Consider the following 20,017-nt stretch of genomic DNA (forward strand, 5'->3'; position numbering starts at 1 on the left):
GATTTAGGGGGAAAAGAAAAACCCTATATTTAATACAGGGTTTTATCAAACTTTGTTTTAAAATATCAATCTTTTTTAGAAATTATCAGACTTTATTTCAAATCAACAATAAAAGGTTGTCATTAGGCACCCTTATTGTTGAGAAATAATTCCAGACATTCTTAGCACTTTACCATCCATTTCAGATTTAATCTGTTTCATTCCATTTTTTCTATAAAAGGCTATTGCGTGATAAATTGGATGGGGAGACACGAAGATGGTATTCACTAACTCAATTGTCTTTAAAGAAATTAATTGCATAGTCGTGTAAAAGTGAACCTAACCCCATTCCTCGTTTTTCTGGAATAAGGTAATAAAGATTGATAAAACCAATTCCTCTTCCTTCATATTCCTTAAAAGTTAGTTCAAGTTGACCGATTGGTTCCTCGTTTTCTACTACTAAAATAAAGCCTTTGGTTTTTTTGGCTGACTGCTGTTGTATCCAATCTAGATATTTTTTTCCATCTCCAAAATCCCTAATCTTCAGCTAAACCAGCTAATAGGATGTCAATATCTTTCTCTAAAATTTTCTTTTCCCTTATGATATACTATTTTTGTTCATGACAAATAACCCTCCAAAACCCTTTTGGAAGGATTTTTCTCTGTTTCACAAAACCGTTAATTAGGCTAAATCTAGGAACATTTCTTTTCTCTTTAATAAAGCGTAAATCCAATGAAGCAACTTATTCATACAGGCAACGATTGATACTTTGTCAGGTTTTCCTTCTGATTTTTTCTTATCATAGAATTCTTTAAGCTTTTTGTTCCTTGAACTTCTTATGCCGCATAGTACGGCAAGATACAGAGAATGACGTAGTCTGCTTGAACCTCTTTTAGTTATACGATTAATGGTTGCCGTAAACTTACCCGATGAGTGAACACTTGGATCTACTCCAGCGAAGGCAACCAGTTTTTTCGGATGATTAAACCGGTCGATTCACCAATTTCAGAGATAATCGTGGCTGCGATTTTTTCTCCTATACCGGGAATCGATTGGATGATCTTATATTCTTCCATTTCATTTGCTAGGGCCACTATACGATCTTCCAAATCAGAGAGGTGTCCCTGGTAATGAAAAAGCAACTCAATATACATATGAAGATTGATTACGTGACTTTCATACACGTTTTTTTGAAATGGATTTCGAGATGCGGAGTCCATTATTTTTTTGGCTTTTCCCCATGCCCATTGACCAGAACGGCTAGGACAGAACTCCATTACACTCTCTGCTAGTTTACTTTCACAGGCTTTTAATACGGCCTCTGAAGTAGGATATTCCTTTAACATCAATAATGAAACCTTTGAAAATAAATCGCCAAAAACCTTTCGGTATTCAGGAAACACTTGATCTAAAATGGTGTGAAACTGAAGTTTAGCTTCCACATACATATTCGTTACGATTTCCTGTTGTCTTGACAAATTCCGAAGGTCCAAAAGTCGAGTTCCTCTAATTTTATGAGATTCAAAATCCTCTTTGTAATACAGCACACACAACTGGTACGCATCAATTGCGTCTGTTTTTACCTTTCGTAAACTAGACTTCTTTGCCTGATAAGAAATAATCGGATTTAGTAAGATATATAGAACTCCTTGTTCCTCCAAGAATTGAATAACGGGAGTATGGTAATGCCCTGTAGATTCTAAAATGACCTTAGGCATCTGCCCTGTCACCTCTTCGATTTCTTTTAGAAATCCAATAAAATGATCTAACTCTCTAGTATGCTTTATTGAAAAGCTCTTTCCATACGGTTTTGATTGATCTAAAAATGCCTGAACTTGGCTCTCTCCCTTTGCCACATCCAGACCAACTACTGGATTCATTGTTTTTCCCTCCTCTACTTACTAACCAGTACCCCTAGTCCTCCATGTAGTGTCATAGCTTCGCTTGTTATACGAGATCTACGTCCCAACCAGCCTCAAACATGTTTCTACAAGTAGGGGGCGGACAGTTTAGTTCACGGGATCAAGTCCCACGCACCCGTACGTCCTACCCTGGCTACCGATATAATAGATTCTATTAAAAAAAGGTCAACCAGTAAATAAACTGTACCCTATGTAAAGGACATTTTAAAAAAAGGTCATGCCACTCGGAGAAGGTGATTTCTGTATTGAACAGGAGTCATCTTCTTTAAGTTCCATTGATATCTGAAATTGTTATAGTACGTCATATAACTTCTTATTTCCTTTTTTAGTTCTTCTATAGTATTACAAGGTTTAATATAGGCTTCATCTTTGAAATGACCAAAGAAGGACTCTAGTGGAGCGTTATCCCAACAGTTCCCTCTTCTTGACATGGATTGCCCAAGTCCTAGTTTTTTTACGTGTTTCTGAAAAGTGGGACTAGTATAGTGTACTCCTTGATCAGAGTGAATAAAGGCCCCTTCGGCAAACTTTACTCGTTTATTCTTCGTTAACTTTACTAATGTATCTGTAGCTAAATCTAATGTCATTCGGCTAGACACATTATAGGCAAGTATTACATTCGTTGAACTATCTTTAATCGTGGATAAATAAGCCTTTTGTCTATTGTCATAATATAAATATGTAATATCAGTAAGTAATACTTTTCCTGGAATTGCTTGTTTAAACTCTCGGTTTAATAAGTTTGGCAGAATGGTATGTTCTTGAGTGGCTTTCAACATCTTCTGATAAGGGTTGGTTCTTCTAATAGGACAAACAATCCTGTATTTCCTCATAATCCTTCGGATTCGCTTCAAGTTATATGTAATTCGAAACTGTCCTTCTAACGTCATCTTAATCTGGCGTGCACCTTTTTTGCGGCGTTTAAAATGAAAAGCATTTAAAATATTTTCTTTAAGTATCAAGTCTTTTTCTTCTCTTCGCTCTCTTCTTTCCTGAGCTTGTGAAGAAAAGTAGTTATAAAAACCAGAGCGAGAAACTCCCGCCATTTCGCATAAGAAACTCACCATATTTTTAAGTAGATACTTTTCTATTACTGAACGTATTAAAAGAAACCTCTGTTCAGCAGAGACTTTTACTCGTTTTTCTTCATCCCCCTTTCCATCATGTCTAACTTTTTTAGTAACTCATTCTCAGCTCTCAACAATTGATTTTGTGCTTCTAATCTAGCATTCTTTTCTTCTAGAGAAAGCTCCTTCTGAATTGGTCTCCCCGAATTATCACTACGCGTATCCCTAAGCCCCAATACTCCTGATTTTTTATAAGCAGTACGCCATCTGGAGGCTGCCCTTTGTACTCTGACAATACCTATGACTTCAATATTAAAACCATTCTCCTCGAAAATCTGCCTTGGCAACTTACCATTTTCATTTTCAGCTATAAAAATCCTCTTAAATTCGTCTGTATATGTAACACCCTTTGAACTTACAGATTTAACATATGGATTATTAGATAGTATTTCTATTTCTTTCTCAGTAAAGAGTTTTTGGCATTTAATTGTTCTCCGATTCTCCCATTTTTTTCATTATACATAAAAGTACCCTACAGAGCAGACCTTTTTTTAGTGTCTACTCTATAGGGTACAGTTTAAAAAACTGGCTAACCTTATAATACGAACGCACCCGTTACCATCCATGCAGCGCAAAACCGGCGCTGCACCACAGAGAATGAAATGGGGTTCGGGGTCAATAATGTTTAATGGCTGGCGAAGAAGGTCGTTGAACTATGGTGCCTTTGAGCCCATCCGTTAGTCTGACTCCGGCGACCACGGTGTACCACCGACTGTCGCGCCCTTTATGGGTAGCACTCATGGGAGATTAATCCTTTTTTTTGTCGTCGCGCTAGCCTCTACTTAATTTGCTATGATTGGAGGTTTTTGTTTACCCATTTACCAAACTCAATCAGATCACTCATAAGGCTCAGCCTTTTTTTAAAAAGCGTTTTTACTGGGGTGGTTTTTTCTGAATTTTGACCTTTTTTAATTTTCATGGGAGTTTAAGTATATTTCTTCACAATCTCGTTGTATCTGACAAAACTATCTTCTAACTATAAATTCCTATCTAACAAAAGCCCCACTTGTTCTGCCACGACTTGTGTCGGTTCTGATAATCCATTATTGAACCACACTTCTACAATCTCTACTATAGCTGCTCCAAAGAATTTAAGAATTAAATCCTTACTTAAACCTTGATTTTTCCCTTCAGTTACATCAACTTCACCCTCTAACTCTTGGATTACAAATTCTAGGAAATGACTACGGAAAGCAGGGGCTCCTTTACTCGTTAACATTGTTGAAAAGAATGAATGATTACGTTCAAAGTATTCAAACCAAATTAGATTTCCCTCGACAAAATTCAATTCAGATGCCGACTCGCAGAGTATCCTTAGTTGGTTAATATGTTCTTCAATGAGTTTATCAAGTAGATCAAATTTATCCATGTAATGGTCATAAATCGTTCTGCGTCCGACATTTGCCCTGTCGGAAATATCTTGTATCGTAATATGATCAAAACTTTTTTCAGTCATTAGTTCAATAAAAGCATTTTTTATTGCTTCTTGAGATTTTTGTACTCTTCTATCCACCCTAGACATTGTAGTTTTCACCAAACTTTCTTAAAAATTAACGCACAATTTCAATTAACTTGTGCAATAACGTACAAATCGTAGCATTTTGATAGTTGTAGACATCCTCTTTACATTTTATATTATATACAAATGTGCGATATCGTATCAATATGCGATTTGCTAACACATCAAATTTTACTACCTTGGAATAATAGAAGAGTTAATTCAAAGAGGAGGTTTAGTTATGGACCGTGTTGAAAAGAGCCAGGAAAAGTTCAAACAGCTTTTTGGTGAGGGAATAACTGCCGCACATACTACTGATCCTGATTTTCAGGACATTCTAAGCCATTTCATTTTTGGGGAAGTTTTTTATCAAGGTAACCTTGATGATAAGATGCGTGAGTTGATCACACTGGTTGTTCTTGCGACCAATCAAACATTGCATCAGTTGAATGCGCATGTTCACGCCGCACTAAACGTTGGGCTAACATCTGTCGAAATCAAAGAGGCTGTTTACCAGTGTGCTCCATACATCGGATTCCCAAAAACGTTAAATGCTATCAATGAAGTCAATGAGGTTTTCAAAGCAAAGAATATCGCTTTGCCGATTGAAAGTCAAAAGACTGTAGATGAAGAAAATCGTTTTGATAAAGGACTTGCAGTGCAAGTAAAGATATTTGGTGATGTCATTAAAAAAATGCAGGAGAGTGCTCCGTCAAATTAAAAGCATATACAGGAATATCTAACCACTTTTTGCTTCGGAGATTTATACACCCGTGGCGGACTTGATTTGAAAACACGAGAATTGTTAACGCTCTGCATCATTACTGCTTTAGGTGGTGCTGAAGGTCAAGTGAAGGCACATGTACAGGGTAACAAAAATGTGGGCAATGACAAGGGAAAATTGATCAGCGCCATCACCCACTGCCTTCCATATATGGGCTTTCCGAGAACACTGAACGCATTAGCTTGCGTAAATGAAATTATTCCTGAAAATTAAGAAAGGGTGTTATTTATTATGTCTAATATTCAAGATAAAGTTGTCATTATTACAGGTGCTTCTTCTGGAATTGGAGAAGCTACTGCAAAAGAACTTGCGTTTAAAGGAGCAAAGTTGGTACTCGCAGCTCGTCGTGAAGATCGATTAAAGAAATTACAAGAAGAAATTAGAACCAATGGCGGTGAAGCCATTTATAAAGTGACAGATGTCACTTCTCGTCAACAAATGGAAGAACTCGCTGCTTATGCACTTAAAGAGTTTGGCAAAATTGATGTACTAGTTAACAATGCTGGAATCATGCCACAAGCTTTTCTAGCTGAAAATAAAGTTGATGAGTGGGATAAAATGATTGATGTCAACATCAAAGGTGTTTTGTATGCCATCGCTGGTATCGTTCCATCTATGAGAGAACGCAAATCCGGTCACGTTATCAACCTTTCTTCAGTAGCAGGACATAACATCTACCCTGGTGGAACAGTATACTGTGGTACCAAATTTGCAGTAAGAGCCATCTCTGAAGGTTTACGCCAAGAAGAAGCGATGAATGGCACCAATATCCGAGTTACCAATATTTCTCCTGGGGCTGTTAGCAGCGAATTGTTAGAAACTACAACAGACCCAGCGATGAAAGCAGGGCTAGATGAATTTTACAAAGTTGCCATCGATGGTGACAGTATCGCTCGTGGAATAGCCTTTGCCATTGAACAACCATCTAATGTAGGAATAAATGAACTGATTATACGCCCTACAGTTCAAGTAGGTTAATAATAAAAAATATAGTTTATTGGAGGAATTAAAATGGCAAAACATGAGGAAGTAAAAAATGGCGTTATTTTCCCAGTGGGCGAAAAAAATGAAGCATATGCACAATTTTTTGTTGGACAAAGTTATCTTAAATCATTAATTGCTGACCCTAAAGTGAGTGTAGGTGTAGGGAATGTGACCTTTGAACCAGGATGCAGAAATAACTGGCATATTCATCGTGATGGATTCCAACTTTTATTAGTAACTGGTGGCGAAGGTTGGTACCAAGAAGAAGGAAAACCTGCTCAATTCTTAAAAGCCGGTGATGTTATTGTCACCCACGATGGTGTAAAACATTGGCACGGGGCTACAAAAGATAGCTGGTTTGAACACATTGCAATCACTGCAGGTACACCGGAATGGTTGGAACCAGTAACAGATGTGGAATATAGCAAATTAAAATAAAAGTTGATGATAAGAATTGCCCTGTTATACAGGGCTTTTTTATATCAATCATAAGAATTATGATGTATTCAACCACTACTTTTATGAAGGAGTAATACCTTTGGATAGACCATATGAAACCAGATTTGGTTCAAATTCTTTGAGAGAATATAAGAAAATTCGGGACAAACGGAACCCCTTGTTTAATAATTAATTCGTGTAACCCTAACATAAAGCGTAAATGCATAAACATATGCGTACCCCATTGATGTCTTTAGGAGGTTTAACAGCAATAACATCATTTACTTTCCTCATCTTTGTGCAAGGCCTTCGTAGCTTTGTTAAAGTAAGTATTATCTAACTCGAACCAATAAAGTTCCAATTTAAGTGCAGCCTGTCCTGTTGATCCTGAACCCATAAAACAATCTAATACTGTTTCACCTTTATTAGAATGAGTTGTTCGAGAACATCAACTGGCTTTTGACAAGGGTAAAATCTCACTTTTCCACTAACCATAGGTGCTCCATAAGAAGCCTCATCATAATAAAAATTAAACGTTCTTTTTGTCCCTTTAGTATAGGAAATAAAATATTCTTCTATTCAAAAAAAGGTAAGAGCATATAAGTGCCCTTACCTTTCTTCATTTTCTTCTCCACTACTACTCTTCCTTGCTTGCTGCCATATTCATGCTCGCTTCGACATTCTCCTGGCTGATGGTGGTGAATGGTAAATTTCGTTTTCCAGAGAAATTCTCAAGCAAGTCTTTGACGTCAATTCCCGAAGATGCTTTTAATGACTCCTGCAAGGTTGCCATTAAATCCGTTGCATATCCAGTCACTTTATTAGCCCCGCCATTCGCACCGCTTCCGCCTGTGTCCACTACAGTGATCTTGTCTATATTACTAAGCGGGCTAGCCACTTGTTTTGCATATTCCGGCAGCATTTTCAAAATCATGTCCATTACAGCGGCTTGCCCGAACTGTTCAAAAGCTTCAGCTATTTTCTGCTTGGCTTCTGCCTCTGCTACCCCTTTTAACCTGATGATTTCCGCTTCTGTCGTACCTTGTGCCCTTTGGGCGTCCGCTTTAGCAAGACCGTCCATGCGAACGCGTTCCGCTTCCGCTTTTGCCATGGCTTCAATTTTATACTTATCGGCATCCGCTTCTGTAATCTGTTTCATCTTGTTGGCAGAGGCTGCCTGCTCTACCGCATATCGGTCGGCATCGGCCTTTTTCTTCACTTCTGAATCATATTGCTTTTCACGGCGGAGGATTTCTTTTTCCTCCAGCTCAATTTGCTTCTGCCGTTCGATGATCCTGATTTGCATTTCCTGTTCGGTTACATCCTGCTTAGATCTGGCCGTTTCAAGATCGTACGCTTGGTCAGCCCGTGCCTTCGCAATATCCTGCTCTCTACGGAATTCCGCTACCTTTAGCTTGTTGATTTTTTCGGCTTCGGCTATTTCGGTTGCCCTTTCAAGTTCGGCACGCTGAGCTTCCTTCGAAGCTTCGGCTCGCTTGATTCGCGTTTCTTTCTCTGCATCGGCGGTAGCTATATCGGCATCCCTCTTCACCTGTGCAATCCTTGGCTTTCCGAGCGACTCAAGATATCCATTTTTATCCCGAACATCTTTAATCGTGAACGATACGATAATGAGTCCCATTTTAGCTAAGTCCTGCGAGGCAACCCTCTGTACTTCCTGGGAAAACTTTTCACGATTTTTATAAATTTCCTCGACGGTCATCGAACCAAGGATGGAACGAAGATGTCCTTCCAATACTTCCCGCGCTTCCTGTTCACGGTCATCTTTCGATTTACCAAGGAATTGCTCAGCAGCTGTGGCTATATCGGTGATTGAACCGCCAATCTTGATGATCGATACACCATCTGCCATGACCGGAACTCCCTGTTCTGTATATACTTCGGGAGTGGAGACCTCAAGCTTGCTTGACAATAAGCTTAGTGGTTCCGCTTGCTGGAACACCGGGAGAACGAAAGCACCCCCGCCGCGGACGATTTTAATTTTATTTCCTGATTCGTCAATGTGAACATTTTTGCTTCCTAAGTAGCTTCCGGTCACGATTAATGCCTCATCAGGACCAGCCGTGCGATATTTCGTAACAAAGACAGCAATAAGTGCGATAAATAAAACTGCAACTATGGCGACAACTATCCAAATCAAATCAAACATAACTTACCTCCTACACTTTTTTAATCCTGGTGGGGCATTACATAGATAACCCCATTTTTAACTTCGATGATCAAGACCTTTGTATCCGAAACAATTCCTTCATTCTTATAGCTGGCCGCAGTTTTGGCGATGCTTCCACTGATGCTTTCTATCAGGACTTCCCCAAACCCGTCAACGGGGATTGATGTGAGAACCCTGCCGACCCTTCCTCTGAGGTCATTATCATGAAATGTCAAACTTTCTTCCGCTGATGAGATGGGAATCAAAACAAATACATTCAGTAAAGTGACGATGGTAAATGAAATGATGAGGGAAATGCCGGCACATAATCCAGCATTAAGCCCTGAAAGCAATTCAAGTAAAAAACCACTCGCAAAAAACACGGTCAAAAAGCTTAAAATGAGCGTAGGATTAAATATATCCGGTAATTCAAGGCCGGAAAATATATCATTAAACAAGATAAATAAGAATGTTAACCCCCCGAATATAATTAATCCATATAAATAGACTGTTTCTAATGGAACTCCAAATAACTCCATCTCTTTCATCCTTTAAATTCGATTTTTCTAAGCCGCATACTACTTTAATGGCCTAGGCTAAGCGTTTTACCAACATTAATAATCTATGGTTATAATCCCCTCCATTTACTTCGCTTACCATTCATACGATTGATGCATTCAAAAAGTTTCATTTATTTTCCAAGTTTTGAATTTCACCCTTGTAAAACCCTGTATTCTCTAGGACCATTATTGAAATAAAATGCATAATACCATTGACAGTGTTTAGTTAACATATTAAAATTCTTTATATGTTAACTCGTTACATATCCAGGTTTACATTAGGAGGAAACACGATGAAGGAGCGTCATGAGAAGTTAAGAATGATGATGGTTACAGCATTATTTGCAGCACTTATAGGAATACTTGCCCAAATTACCATTCCACTGCCCTTAGTTCCAATTACAGGACAGACTCTAGCTGTTGGACTGGCAGCAACGATACTGGGTTCACGTTATGGAACCTCTTCCGTTTTACTATACCTGTTCATAGGCGCAGCGGGAGTACCGGTTTTCGCTGAAATGTCCGGGGGACTAGCTAAGATATTCGGTCCGACTGGCGGTTATTTATTATCCTATATCCCGACAGTATATATAACGGGTCTGATATTGGAAAAAACCCGTTTCTCCGTTGCAATGGCTTTCGTTGCAAATACAATCGGGATGATAATTACTTTGGTAATCGGTACGGTTTGGTTAAAATATATGAGTTCATTATCTTGGCCAGTGGCATTCGCCAGCGGTTTTGCACCATTTATAATCGTAGGCGTTTTAAAGGCATTCCTTGCATCTTGGCTTGGCATTACAATCCGTTCAAGGTTAGCGTCGGCTAATATGCTGCCAAAAAAAAATGCACCAATATCCCAATGATGGGTAAATGAAGAGAGGATACCGCTTATGGCATCCTCTCTTTTCTTCTATATTCAACTTCCAGAATACTGCAAAAAAAAAGACTCTTAAAAAAGAATCTTTTTTGCAAGTGTTTATTGCGGTCCTATCCCCATAAGTCCGAATATGAATAGCAAATGTATATTATCCCCTCTGCTAACCGTAATCATTTTACTATAGGAACAGTAATTTGACAACTATTGAAGGCACACAGAAACATTCAGAATATCGTTACGGATTTTAGTTACTTATTACTCACTTTATATTCTTTTTTCGTACCATCATCGAAAACGACCTCTAAATCAAATTCTTGATAGCCATCCTTCAAATTAAAAGCTTTTGTCACTTCTTGAATGACTTCATCATCTGTTGAATCTTTAGTGAATGTCAATTTTTCTAGAATCGGGGTCAACTCTTTCATTGCTTCATCACCGTGAACTTCGTGTTTGTTAAGCTTGTCCTCGATTGAAGCTTCTGTTTGGGCTCCCATTGTATCATATTCAGCTTCGTATTCGTTATCATTGCCGGTATAATCCACTTCTAATTGAAAATCCTTATATGTGAAAGCCAGTTTTTCATTATTATCCTTGCCTGTTTCAGGATTATTTTCAGCTTGATTTTCATTTTCCTGAACCGGGGGGTTTTTCACTTCATCTTTTTCTTCGCCGCATCCAGCCAAAACAAGCATAGCGGCAAACGGCACTGATAATATTTTGATTGATCTCCCCATTAGTTTTTTCCTCCTTTAGTTTGTATACCTTACTTATTTCCTAATGGGGGTCATTTAAAACCTCAACCAATCTCTCAAATACATCAAATCGGCCAAGTTATCATTGTGGAAGGATATAAAACAATACCGCAAAAAAGTGTGTGGCAGTTCCCCCAAGCACGAATACATGCCAAACCGCGTGATGGAACGGAAACCCCCGCCAAACATAAAAGATGGCTCCGAACGTATAAAGCAATCCCCCTGCAATCAGTAGCTGGATACCCGCTGCAGGCATCGTAGCTGTAAGTGGTCCCCAAACGATAACGATCATCCACCCCATGGCAATATAAAGGATCGTCGAAAGGAAGAGGAATTTTTTCACATAGAAAGCTTTGAAGACGACGCCAATGATTGCAACTCCCCAAATGATACCTAGCAGTGTCCAGCCCAGTGACCCTTTGATCACAAGAAGCATGATTGGCGTGTATGTTCCTGCAATGAATATATATATGGCTGAATGATCAAAGATTTCAAAAATATCCTTTGTTTTACCTTCTGGAAAACTATGCACTAAAGTGGAAGAGACGTATAAAAGAAGCATGGAAACACCATATATGACCGAAATGACTACATTCCAAGGCGATCCTGTTTGGGCTGAGAATATGATTAAAAACACAAGTGCGGCAATACTCAACAAAACGCCGACACCGTGGGTTATCGCATTGACCACTTCTTCTTTTCTTGTATAAACATGAGTATTGGCCATGTTACAGCTCCTTAATTCCGGATTAATTTTTTTAGTATTCCCCTAAAGTATACATCAGATCTTCCAAGCAATATAGAAAAGTGAATAGTAACTTGATTAACTGCCACTAATTAGATTATTATCTAATTAGATGTTAATCTAATTATGAGGGGGGGGATAAAGTGCAATTAGAAAAATTGGTCGCTTTCCACAAGACGATTGGTGATGTGACAAGGATCAGGATAATATCCATCCTGGCAAACGGTCCAAAACACGGACAGGCACTTGCAGGTATACTAAAATTGACGGCTCCGACCATCTCACACCATTTATCGAAATTGAAAGACATTAATTTAGTGAAGGACCGGAGGGAAAAAAATACGGTCTATTATTTTTTGAATGAAGATGTCCTGAAGCATTATTCGTCAGCATTGCCTAAAATGGTTTCAACTAAGGGGGACTCCAGTAAAATGGAAAATCAAAAGCTGATTTTAGAACATAAAAAGATCCTTGAAAACTTTTATACTCCAGATGGTCGACTAAAAACTATACCAGCACAAAGAAAAAAGAAAATGATCGTTCTTCATCATATTGGAAGCCTTCTGGAAAAGGGACGTAAATATCCAGAAAAAGAACTGAATGAATTCATCCAGTCTTTCCATGATGATTATGCAACGATAAGGCGTGAACTCATTATCGGAAGCATCATGTACCGCGAAAACAGCATTTATGAGCTGAATCCCCGCGAAATGTGGGCTGATATCATTTAACGGTTTTCTAAAAAAAAGAACCGGTCTCCCAATTGGAAAGCCGGTTCTTAAGATGCAGTTTAGATGGCAAAATGGTGCCCGCCGATAATTTTTATTACCTCTAATTGTTTCATCCATTCGCTGTCCGAAATACTTGGATTCCAAAAATACAAGGCATCATTTGTGTAACCATGAATAGCCAATGCTTCATTGACAGCTCTCTTGGCATCCTTTCCTGCCGGTTTGTTTATACTGCCATCACCAACAGGCGAGAATTGGTTTTTTTGATAAATCACTTCCCGGACCGTATCAGGGAATTCATTGCTATCAAGGCGATTCAAAACAACTCCCGCCACCTCGACCTTTCCTCTGTATGGTTCCCCTTTGGCTTCTGCATGCACAAGCCTTGCTAATAATTCTTTATCTTTATCATTCATTACATGTGGAATAATCAATGTTTTACCAGGTTCGGCAACATTATTTACGTTATGATTGACTTCTTTTAACTTACCGATTGGAACACCGTGCTGCTTTGCAATATCCCAAATCGATTCACCTTGTTTAATGACATGTTTAGTTGCCCCATCAGAAGCTTTAGTTGTCGTTCCCTTAGAAAAAGCTATACCAAGTACGATGACACTTAGAGTCATTATCACGGATATTAATACTGATAATTTCATCCTGTTACCTCCTCGTTAAGCACCTTCCTAGGATAACAGACCATATTGGAGAAAACAGTGCTAAATTTTTTCCAAGGAAATGCAGGAAATATTTTCACATTTCAATTTACCTTCGGAATTTTAATGATTCCCACTCTTCCCGCAGCATTCCCATTCTGATTGAATCATAATAATAACCATCATGATAGCGGCATTTTCTCATTCTTCCCTCTACTTGCATTCCTACCTTTTTCCCAACTGCGATCATACGTTCATTACCTGACCAAGTTGTAAGTCCAACCCGCTCAATCTCCAGGTTTTCGAATAAATACCCACTGAACATCATTAATGCTTCTGTCCCATGACCGCCATTCCAATACTGGGGATCAAAAATAGTAATTCCGATTTCAAGCCAGCGTGAAGGTTCATGTTCCCAGTAATATACAACAGATCCTATAATTTGATCGTTTTTTTCCATTAATAGCTCGGAGTAAGCCCCGATTTTTTCATCATAGGTTTTATGCTTCATTTCTTTTTCGATAAACGTATGGAAATCAATGAGTTCAAGAGGGAGATAAGGTGCATCCCACTTTTTCCATTCGGGATCGGTTTCTCCATATTTCAGGCTCCATAAACGTTTTAAATCGGTTTGTTTTACATTCCTCAATATGACTTTGCTACCTTCAATCCGAACATCGTCCACTCCGCTTCCTCCCACTTCATCCATGCTGAACCTTCCATTTTACTGGTCGACACTTAATTTAATAAAATATTGCCTTTCTCTGGGACCATCGAATTCACAAAAATACACACCCTGCCAAGTACCAAGGACTAAGCTCCCTTTATGGATGATCACCTGTTGTGAAGAACCAACCGTACTTGATTTCAAATGGGCAGCCGTGTTACCTTCCATATGTAAATCCAATGTATGATTCCATGGGTATTGCTCATCCAGTCTCCTCAATATATCCTTTTTGACATCGGGGTCAGCATTTTCATTGATCGTGATCCCGGCAGTCGTATGTGGACAATATATAAGAGCTACCCCTTCTTGAATCCCCTTTTCCTTGATGAATGCCTGTACTTCTGTCGTAACATCAATCATATCATCCCTTTTCACCGTTTTTAAGGTATTTTTCTTCAGCATGTACATTCACTCCTTTTATTCATTTTAATACTCCTTTACCCATAAACATAAAAATTCATGCTTTCTTAAACCATGCACGACTAAAACATAAGGAGATCTTATCGATGGCAATCAAAAAAAGCATCCTTATTGATCTTTTTATTTTAAAATTGGATATATAAGGAATCGGGAGGAGTTGCAAGATGAACTTCATTTTTAAGTCAATCGACCATTACCAATTAGCATCTCCTAATACCGAGGACCAATCAAGGAAGTTTTTCACTGAGATACTAATGTTCCGGGAAGTGAAAAAGCCTCTGTCATTAAGTTCCAATGGCGGGTTATGGTTCGAATCGGGATCGATCAAGATTCATGTCGGAACGGAGGATCATTTCATTCCGCAAGAAAAGCGCATCCAGCACTTGAAGTTGAAAAACTCAACGAATTTAAACAACATTTAATGACTTAGTATATTTCTTTTACAGTAGATGGGGGTTGCCCGGTGCGAACCGTATATATTTAACCGATCCCTTCGGCTGGATCGAAATATTGGAATGGAAGTAATAAAAAGCGGGTCCATTTATCTCGGACCCGCTTTTGTAGTATATTTATTTTTGTTTCTTTTTCCAGATTCCCAATATTAAAGCGGTAATGAGGGCTCCTATTAAAATCGCCAGCAAATAGCGGAAAGGATGGTTGACTAGGGGGATGACGAATATACCCCCATGCGGCGCTGGCAATGTTACATTAAAAGCCATTGACAGCGCTCCTGCCGTCGCTGACCCAATAACACTGCTGACAATAACCCGTAATGGATCCGCCGCCGCAAAAGGAATAGCTCCCTCTGTAATGAACGAAGCACCCATGAAGTAATTAGTGAAGCCGGATTTCCTTTCCGTTTCACTGAATTTACTTTTAAAGAATGTAGTTGCAAGTGCGATTCCAAGAGGAGGAACCATTCCACCAGCCATAACTGCAGCATGCGGTCCGAAACTTGATGCTTCAATGGCTGCAATCCCAAAAGTGAATGCCGCTTTATTTAAGGGGCCTCCCATATCCACAGCCATCATGCCCCCAAGAATCAAGCCGAGGAATATTGCGTTCGTGCCTGATAAGCCCTGCAGCCAATTGGTCAGGCCCGTGTTAATTGCAGTTACTGGTTCATTTACGAGAAATATCATGATAAACCCTGTAATTAACATCCCGAATACAGGATAGAGTAAAACCGGTTTAATGCCATCAAGTGTTTGCGGTAACTTGGAAAACAATTTTCTTAATAGTAAGACGACATAACCTGCAAGGAAACCGGCAATCAGCCCGCCAAGAAAACCGGCATTAGCCTGTGCTGCCAATAATCCCCCTACCATACCAGGGGCAAAACCTGGACGGTCGGCTATACTTGAAGCAATGAATCCAGCGAGTACTGGGACAAGTAAGAAGAAGGCACCATTTCCCCCGCCAATATCACTTAATGCTTTGGCAATGGGATTATAATCCGGATTTGCCGGATCAGCTGCCTCGATTCCAAAAAAGAAAGAAAGCGCAATCAAGATTCCGCCCCCGACGACAAATGGAAGCATATTACTTACGCCATTCATTAAATGCTTGTAAATCCCCAATCCTCCTTTAGCTGAATCACCTTCATCATTTTTATCATTTCCAGTTCCTTTGTAAACAGGTGCATCCTGATTCACGGCCCTGGTTAACAGTTCCTCGGTCTTCCGGATCCCCTGGGCAACAGGGACAATAATGACATGTTTTCCATTAAAACGATCCATTTCCACCTGCTTATCAGCAGCAACAATAATGGCATCCGCCTCTTCAATTTCTGCGGCGGTTAAACCATTTTTAATACCTGTGGAACCATTTGTTTCCACTTTGAAATCGATTCCCATTTCCTTCGCTTTAGCCTTTAACGCATCGGCAGCCATATAAGTATGGGCAATTCCTGTTGGACAAGCTGTAACGGCAAGGATTTTACCTCCTTTATCGTTACTGCTGGCGCTATTACTCAATTGCTTTTCTTCACTTTCTTCTTCATAAGCTTCCATTTCTTTTTGATTGATTATCTCCAACACTTCCTCACCAGAAGAAGCAGAAATCAATCGGGCCCTGAATTTATCATCCATCAGTAACGAAGAAAGCCTGGAAAGGGTTTCCAAGTGATCTGCATTCGCTCCTTCACTGGCTGCAATCATGAAGAACAAATGGGCCGGCTGTCCATCAAGCGATTCATAATCCACACCACTGACCGATTTGCCGAAACAGATGGCAGGTATCTTTACAGCATTTGTTTTTGCATGCGGTATGGCTATCCCTTCACCAATCCCGGTTGTGCTTTGTTCTTCACGTTTTAAGATGGCAGCTTTGAAACCATCCACATCATTTAACCTTTCTGCCTCGGCTAACTTTCCTGATAGTTCATCAATGACTGCTTGCTTTGTAACACTTTGCAGATTGATTATGATTGTATCCAATTTTAACAAGTCTGTAATTTTCATAGAGTCAGCCTCCTGTTAGTTGATTGATAGCAATTTGCGGTAATAACTCTTCAATTTTATCCAATGTACCGAGATCGGATGAAAAGGCTGTAGCACTTCCTGCCGCAAGACTGAAGCGGAAAGCAGATAGAATATCCCCTGTCCTTTCATATGTCCCGATGAAACCTGCGACCATGGAATCACCGGCACCCACTGAGTTGATGACGTTCCCTTTTGGAACATTTGCGGAATATGATTCTCCACCCGAGCAAAGCACGGCACCCTGTCCCGCCATTGAGACAATAACGTTTTGTGCTCCTGCTTCAACCAATTTAGCGCCATATTCCCTAGCATCATCAATGTTACTTATTTCGGTGGAAAAAATCTCACCCAGTTCATGATGATTCGGCTTTATTAAAAATGGCCGGTGTGGAAGGACATTCAGTAATTCCTTGCCACTCGTATCCACCACCACTTTAATGCCATTAAGGGTACAAGACCTTGCCATGGCTTCGTATACATCCGAAGGAACGCTTGGAGGAATGCTTCCTGACAAAATGAGGATATCATTATTGTTCAACTGTTCAATCTGACTAAATAATTGTTGATAATTCCCTTTTGAAATGACTGGCCCTTGGCTATTTATTTCGGTCTCAAGCCCTGTTTTCAATTTAATGTTAATTCTTGTATCTCCAGCTATTTCTGTAAAGTCCGTGAAAATCTCTTCCTGTCTTAAAAACCTTTTTACAAATTCACCTGTTTGTCCACCGATGAATCCTAACGCTGTTGTACTATTTCCCAGCCTTTTTAGCACACGGGAAACATTGATCCCTTTCCCTCCAGGGAATTTTGCATCATAACTGGTTCGATTCACCTTGCCCATTTGAAAGCTCTCCACTTCGACCAGGTAATCGATGGATGGATTAAGTGTCACTGTATAAATCATTAAATGGTCACGACCTTTACCTTTGGATTTTTTTGAAGGTGAGCAACAGCCTCTTCATCATTGCTGTCAGTAAGGATAATGGCATCGCTTACATCTGCCACCTTGGCGAAAGTAGCTTCATTAAGTTTTGAACTGTCAGCAAGCACGTAGGTCTCGTTAGAGAGACGTAATGCCATCTTCTTCAGCAGGGCTTCCTCCGGGTCTGGTGTTGTGAAACCCAATTCTTGATGGATGCCGTTCATTCCCAAGAAACATTTATCAAAACGGTATTCATTCAAAAACTGTACAGCATTACTTCCTATAATTGCATTTGTCGAAAACTTTATCGTTCCGCCAACTAACACTGTTTTGATTTCCAATTCGATGAGTTTTGGAATATGCATAAGACCATTTGTCAGCACCGTTATATTTTTATCCTTTAAATAAGGAATCATTTCGGCAGTTGTCGTGCCTGCATCAAGATATATACAATCATTTTTCTCTATGAATGAAGCAGCCAGCTTTGCTATAAGTTGTTTTTCAGCTCTTGCTTTGTATTGCTTTTCCATAGTTGTTGGCTCAAGGCCTTTTCTTTGCAGTAAAGAGGCCCCGCCATGCACGCGTTTCAAGAGCTTCATTTCTTCGAGTTGCACTAAATCTCTCCGAATGGTCAACTCCGAGGCTTGTAACTGATCTACAAGCTCCTGCAGCTTTACCGTTCCTTGTTCTTTAAGGATCGATAAGATGAACTGGTGCCTTTCAGTTGTCAACAATTCGCCCACCTCACTTTAATATCATCATCATATATGAAAATGAAGGAATAATCAATCATAAACGTTTAAAAATAATCAAATTCATCCAAAAATACATTCAAAAACATTCATTTTTATTAGAGATGAACTTTCTTGAATTTCATTATCTTTTTTTCTATGAAAATATCCTTTCTTGTTCAACAAAAAAACCCCCATGTCAAGATGACAGGAGGGTAGTATTATTTTATTAGCCTTGAAGTAAAAGTTGTTCTGGATCTTCAAGCATATCTTTGATGGCCACCAAGAAACCAACAGCTTCTTTTCCGTCTACGATACGGTGATCATAAGATAATGCAAGGTACATCATTGGTCTGTTTTCGATTTGGTCTCCAACAGCGATTGGACGAGTCTTGATTGTATGCATGCCCAAAATCCCAACTTGAGGGGCATTCAATATTGGTGTTGATAATAGGGAACCGAAAGTCCCTCCGTTAGTGATGGTAAAAGTACCACCTGATAAATCTGAAAGTCCCAGTTTGTTGTTACGCGCTTTAACAGCTAAATCCGAAATGTTCTTCTCGATTTCAGCAAAGCTTTTGCGGTCAGCATCCCTTACAACCGGAACGACAAGACCTTCATCAGTGGATACTGCTACACCGATATCATAAAAGTTCTTTTTCAGGATATGGTCGCCTTGGATTTCAGCATTCAATAACGGATATTTTTTCAATGCGCCAATGACCGCTTTAGTGAAGAATGACATGAAACCAAGTTTAACATCATTTGTTTTCACGAAAGAATCCTTATGGCGGTTACGCAATTCCATGACTGCAGAAAGATCGACTTCGTTAAAAGTTGTAAGCATGGCTGCTTCTGATTGTACTTGAACTAGACGTTTGGCAATGGTTTGACGACGGCGTGTCATTTTAACCACTTCAATGCGGTCATCATTCACTTCAACAGGAGCTGCTGCTTGTTTAGCTGCAGGAGCTTGTTTTGGAGCTGCCGCAGGTGCTGCAGGAGCTGCAGGTGCATTACTTGCTGCTTCTACGTCTTGTACACGTACACGACCTAGTGGATCTGCTACAGGCACCTGAGTCAAGTCAATTCCTTTTTCACGAGCCAATTTCCTTGCAGCTGGTGATGCAATAACTTGTTGAGTGGATGATGATTCTTTCGCTTCTGCTTTAGGAGCCTCTTTAGCAGGAGCCGCTTGTTCAGCCTTAACTGGTTCTGCTTTAGCTTCTTCAACCTTAGGAGCTTCCGCTTTTGGAGCTGCTGCAGCTGATCCATTTTCATCAACGATGGCGATAGCCTGTCCGACTTGGACAGTATCGCCTTCTTCTGCTAAATGTTCAGAAAGTGTACCAGTATAATCTGAAATGATTTCAACGTTCACTTTATCCGTTTCAAGTTCAAGGACATATTCTCCTTTTTCAACGTGATCACCGGGTTGTTTTAACCATTGCGCAATAGATCCTTCAGAAATTGATTCTGCTAATTCAGGTACTTTTACTTCAGCCAT

22 protein-coding genes and 2 pseudogenes are annotated in these 20,017 nt (G+C 39.6%); 7 read left to right on the top strand and 17 right to left on the bottom strand.

From position 1 onward, the window contains the following. Window positions 1-271: 271 nt before the first annotated feature. From AC0VX1_RS14780 to AC0VX1_RS14795, 4 genes and pseudogenes are all read right to left on the bottom strand, one after another. Entirely contained in the window at window positions 272-526 is a 255-nt protein-coding gene (locus tag AC0VX1_RS14780) for a GNAT family N-acetyltransferase (RefSeq protein WP_475471793.1), read from the bottom strand. A 135-nt stretch (window positions 527-661) separates the two neighbouring features. Further along, window positions 662-1,860: pseudogene (locus AC0VX1_RS14785) on the bottom strand (IS110 family RNA-guided transposase). A gap of 257 nt (window positions 1,861-2,117) precedes the next feature. Beyond that, a protein-coding gene (locus AC0VX1_RS14790) for an IS3 family transposase (RefSeq protein WP_475471795.1) occupies window positions 2,118-3,457 on the bottom strand; the annotation gives its coding sequence in 2 pieces (ribosomal slippage) (window positions 2,118-3,070 and window positions 3,070-3,457; 1,341 coding nt in all). A gap of 548 nt (window positions 3,458-4,005) precedes the next feature. Continuing rightward, entirely contained in the window at window positions 4,006-4,551 is a 546-nt protein-coding gene (locus AC0VX1_RS14795) for a TetR/AcrR family transcriptional regulator (protein ID WP_063575922.1), read from the bottom strand. Window positions 4,552-4,768: 217 nt separating this feature from the next. Between AC0VX1_RS14795 and AC0VX1_RS14800 the strand changes: the two genes are divergently transcribed. From AC0VX1_RS14800 to AC0VX1_RS14815, 4 genes are read left to right on the top strand one after another with little or no spacing between them, the layout of a single operon-like run. Beyond that, complete coding sequence (locus AC0VX1_RS14800) at window positions 4,769-5,248, top strand: carboxymuconolactone decarboxylase family protein (protein WP_475467726.1); 480 nt, start codon at window positions 4,769-4,771, stop codon at window positions 5,246-5,248. 6 nt (window positions 5,249-5,254) lie between these two features. Beyond that, complete coding sequence (locus AC0VX1_RS14805) at window positions 5,255-5,524, top strand: carboxymuconolactone decarboxylase family protein (RefSeq protein WP_475471797.1); 270 nt, start codon at window positions 5,255-5,257, stop codon at window positions 5,522-5,524. A gap of 18 nt (window positions 5,525-5,542) precedes the next feature. After that, window positions 5,543-6,289, top strand: a complete 747-nt coding sequence (locus AC0VX1_RS14810) for an SDR family oxidoreductase (RefSeq protein WP_475467728.1) — start codon at window positions 5,543-5,545, stop codon at window positions 6,287-6,289. A 33-nt stretch (window positions 6,290-6,322) separates the two neighbouring features. Then, complete coding sequence (locus AC0VX1_RS14815; protein ID WP_057277380.1) at window positions 6,323-6,733, top strand: cupin domain-containing protein; 411 nt, start codon at window positions 6,323-6,325, stop codon at window positions 6,731-6,733. 130 nt (window positions 6,734-6,863) lie between these two features. Here AC0VX1_RS14815 and AC0VX1_RS14820 read toward each other — a convergent pair whose 3' ends face one another. The 4 genes and pseudogenes from AC0VX1_RS14820 to AC0VX1_RS14835 all read right to left on the bottom strand — a co-directional run bounded on the left by AC0VX1_RS14820 (window position 6,864) and on the right by AC0VX1_RS14835 (window position 9,442). Beyond that, window positions 6,864-6,965, bottom strand: a complete 102-nt coding sequence (locus AC0VX1_RS14820) for a DUF3732 domain-containing protein (RefSeq protein WP_475467730.1) — start codon at window positions 6,963-6,965, stop codon at window positions 6,864-6,866. Window positions 6,966-7,010: 45 nt separating this feature from the next. After that, window positions 7,011-7,154, bottom strand: a pseudogene (locus AC0VX1_RS14825) (DNA methyltransferase); the annotation flags it as partial. A 216-nt stretch (window positions 7,155-7,370) separates the two neighbouring features. Next, window positions 7,371-8,903, bottom strand: a complete 1,533-nt coding sequence (locus AC0VX1_RS14830) for a flotillin family protein (protein WP_241634125.1) — start codon at window positions 8,901-8,903, stop codon at window positions 7,371-7,373. Between the two features lie 20 nt (window positions 8,904-8,923). Beyond that, entirely contained in the window at window positions 8,924-9,442 is a 519-nt protein-coding gene (locus tag AC0VX1_RS14835) for an NfeD family protein (RefSeq protein ID WP_475467733.1), read from the bottom strand. A gap of 314 nt (window positions 9,443-9,756) precedes the next feature. Here AC0VX1_RS14835 and AC0VX1_RS14840 point away from each other — a divergent pair, with 314 nt between their 5' ends. Next, entirely contained in the window at window positions 9,757-10,329 is a 573-nt protein-coding gene (locus AC0VX1_RS14840; RefSeq protein WP_048679976.1) for a biotin transporter BioY, read from the top strand. Between the two features lie 262 nt (window positions 10,330-10,591). On the opposite strand, the gene AC0VX1_RS14845 is transcribed toward AC0VX1_RS14840, so the two are convergent. Both AC0VX1_RS14845 and trhA read right to left on the bottom strand, forming a co-directional pair. Then, the gene (locus AC0VX1_RS14845) at window positions 10,592-11,077 is read right to left on the bottom strand and encodes a YusW family protein (RefSeq protein WP_475467735.1); all 486 of its coding nucleotides are present in this window, start codon (window positions 11,075-11,077) and stop codon (window positions 10,592-10,594) included. A 100-nt stretch (window positions 11,078-11,177) separates the two neighbouring features. Further along, window positions 11,178-11,822 carry a PAQR family membrane homeostasis protein TrhA gene (trhA, locus tag AC0VX1_RS14850; protein WP_063575916.1) on the bottom strand — a complete coding sequence of 215 codons (645 nt, stop codon included), beginning with the start codon at window positions 11,820-11,822 and terminating at the stop codon, window positions 11,178-11,180. Window positions 11,823-11,983: 161 nt separating this feature from the next. Here trhA and AC0VX1_RS14855 point away from each other — a divergent pair, with 161 nt between their 5' ends. Continuing rightward, the gene (locus AC0VX1_RS14855) at window positions 11,984-12,571 is read left to right on the top strand and encodes a DUF2087 domain-containing protein (RefSeq protein WP_328145211.1); all 588 of its coding nucleotides are present in this window, start codon (window positions 11,984-11,986) and stop codon (window positions 12,569-12,571) included. Window positions 12,572-12,630: 59 nt separating this feature from the next. On the opposite strand, the gene AC0VX1_RS14860 is transcribed toward AC0VX1_RS14855, so the two are convergent. From AC0VX1_RS14860 to AC0VX1_RS14870, 3 genes are all read right to left on the bottom strand, one after another. Next, the gene (locus tag AC0VX1_RS14860) at window positions 12,631-13,230 is read right to left on the bottom strand and encodes a cell wall hydrolase (RefSeq protein ID WP_475467738.1); all 600 of its coding nucleotides are present in this window, start codon (window positions 13,228-13,230) and stop codon (window positions 12,631-12,633) included. A 106-nt stretch (window positions 13,231-13,336) separates the two neighbouring features. Continuing rightward, window positions 13,337-13,912 (bottom strand): GNAT family N-acetyltransferase, encoded by a 576-nt coding sequence (locus tag AC0VX1_RS14865; protein WP_475471799.1) that lies wholly within the window; start codon window positions 13,910-13,912, stop codon window positions 13,337-13,339. A gap of 39 nt (window positions 13,913-13,951) precedes the next feature. Beyond that, on the bottom strand, window positions 13,952-14,356 hold the full coding sequence (locus AC0VX1_RS14870; protein ID WP_475467739.1) for a secondary thiamine-phosphate synthase enzyme YjbQ: 405 nt from the start codon (window positions 14,354-14,356) through the stop codon (window positions 13,952-13,954). Between the two features lie 182 nt (window positions 14,357-14,538). Here AC0VX1_RS14870 and AC0VX1_RS14875 point away from each other — a divergent pair, with 182 nt between their 5' ends. Next, the gene (locus AC0VX1_RS14875) at window positions 14,539-14,796 is read left to right on the top strand and encodes a VOC family protein (protein ID WP_413010131.1); all 258 of its coding nucleotides are present in this window, start codon (window positions 14,539-14,541) and stop codon (window positions 14,794-14,796) included. 147 nt (window positions 14,797-14,943) lie between these two features. On the opposite strand, the gene AC0VX1_RS14880 is transcribed toward AC0VX1_RS14875, so the two are convergent. The 4 genes from AC0VX1_RS14880 to odhB form a co-directional block, all read right to left on the bottom strand. After that, window positions 14,944-16,836, bottom strand: coding sequence for a PTS fructose transporter subunit IIABC (locus tag AC0VX1_RS14880; protein WP_475467740.1), 1,893 nt, complete (start codon window positions 16,834-16,836; stop codon window positions 14,944-14,946). 4 nt (window positions 16,837-16,840) lie between these two features. Next, window positions 16,841-17,761 carry a 1-phosphofructokinase gene (pfkB, locus tag AC0VX1_RS14885; RefSeq protein WP_475467742.1) on the bottom strand — a complete coding sequence of 307 codons (921 nt, stop codon included), beginning with the start codon at window positions 17,759-17,761 and terminating at the stop codon, window positions 16,841-16,843. Then, window positions 17,761-18,513 carry a DeoR/GlpR family DNA-binding transcription regulator gene (locus AC0VX1_RS14890; RefSeq protein WP_475467744.1) on the bottom strand — a complete coding sequence of 251 codons (753 nt, stop codon included), beginning with the start codon at window positions 18,511-18,513 and terminating at the stop codon, window positions 17,761-17,763. Before AC0VX1_RS14890 ends, pfkB begins: the two co-directional genes overlap by 1 nt. A 226-nt stretch (window positions 18,514-18,739) precedes the next feature. Further along, on the bottom strand, window positions 18,740-20,017 hold the full coding sequence (gene odhB, locus AC0VX1_RS14895; protein WP_057277368.1) for a 2-oxoglutarate dehydrogenase complex dihydrolipoyllysine-residue succinyltransferase: 1,278 nt from the start codon (window positions 20,015-20,017) through the stop codon (window positions 18,740-18,742).

The organism is Peribacillus sp. QJM3NY_7 (assembly GCF_056173225.1).